This is a genomic window from Mesorhizobium sp. LEGMi-168a (genome assembly GCF_058312955.1).
Genome location: NZ_JBZEGV010000113.1, coordinates 1 through 1265 on the forward strand (window position 1 = coordinate 1; position 1265 = coordinate 1265).

Below are 1265 nucleotides of genomic sequence, written 5' to 3' on the forward strand. Positions count from 1 at the left end.
CGGGTCGCGCCGGCAGATACCTTTACAGGGTTGGGAAAGGCCGGATTGGTGCGCGTCCCGCGCCAAATGGTCGTACGGTCCACGGCAAAGCGTTCGCCGGCCTGTACATCTGTCAGATACTTGGAGTTGGCGGTAATTGGCTTGGCCATGTGGCTGTCATCCTTACGGTGAAACGGATGACAGCCAAATTACACACGATGCGCCGGGTTGCTACAAGTTTGACCGGACAGAAAGAGCGCCCTATTCTGTCCGCTGGTCTAGTTCCACGCGCGCAAGGCTCAATTGCGGATCACGCAACGCGGCTGGCAGTATCAGTTGTGATCGGCTTCCCTGCTTATAGAATTCGACATACATCTTGAAGCTTGGACCCAAGTCAGTACGTCGCTTTCGCCGGATTTGTTTTTCTATCGCTTCGCACGAACGCTCATCGATATTGCCTTTCAGTGCCCGTGTGGTTGCCGTGATCGCGTCCTTGTGTGAAAGTCCGACCGCTTGCCTATACCATTGGTAAATTTCTATTTCGTCGTCGTCTGATTTGCGGCCTTTTTTTCTAGGCGCAAGCTGTTCGATGATGAAAGCCCGCTCCAGAAAAGTGAGCGCAACGCGTTCGTCGGCAATGCGCGCGATCACTAGGCTTAAATCGCCGCCACGGGCCGCCGTGAGCGCGTTCATTGCTTCGTTCAACGCTTCGTCGGTCATTGCTTGCTACCCGCCAGAAAAGCCGCCCAATCGGTCATCATGGCGCGCCTCTTTTCCACCATTGTTTCGCGCCGGTACGCGGCTTCAACGTCGCTGTTGATGGCATGAGCCAGGGCGAATTCCCGCATGTCGCGGGGATAGTCCGAAAGCTCGCCGGCCCAATCCGAAAAGGTGGAACGAATCCCATGGGGAACGGCTGGACGACCTGAATGCTTGTCCAGCCATCCGACGCGCTCGGCTTCCACCTCGCTTTCGTGCATCCGCTTCATGGTCGCGCTCAACGTCATGTCGGACAGCATGCCGCCACGGATCGCCGGAAAAACATATTTGCTATTATCGGTCGCCGCCTCTTTCATCGCGGTTAGAATTGCCAGCGCGGCATCGGAAAGCGCGACCGTGTGCGGCTTTTTCATCTTCATGCGAGCCGCCGGCACCATCCACAATTTGGCGTCCCAATCGATTTCCGGCCATTCCATGCCGCGCACTTCACCGGATCGCGCAGCGGTTAACGTGACGAATTCAAGCGCCCGCGCGCCGGTCCCATCGCGCTTACGCAACGCTGCGAA

General features: G+C 57.2%; 2 protein-coding genes. Both read right to left on the bottom strand.

The window, feature by feature from the left end; all coding sequences use genetic code 11:
* Positions 1 to 240 precede the first annotated feature (240 nt).
* Positions 241 to 699 (bottom strand): hypothetical protein, encoded by a 459-nt coding sequence (locus AC4FWB_RS34265; protein ID WP_491030624.1) that lies wholly within the window; start codon positions 697 to 699, stop codon positions 241 to 243.
* A partial coding sequence (locus tag AC4FWB_RS34270; protein ID WP_491030625.1) for a tyrosine-type recombinase/integrase occupies positions 696 to 1265 on the bottom strand: 570 nt, incomplete at its 5' end. The genes AC4FWB_RS34270 and AC4FWB_RS34265, both read right to left, overlap by 4 nt.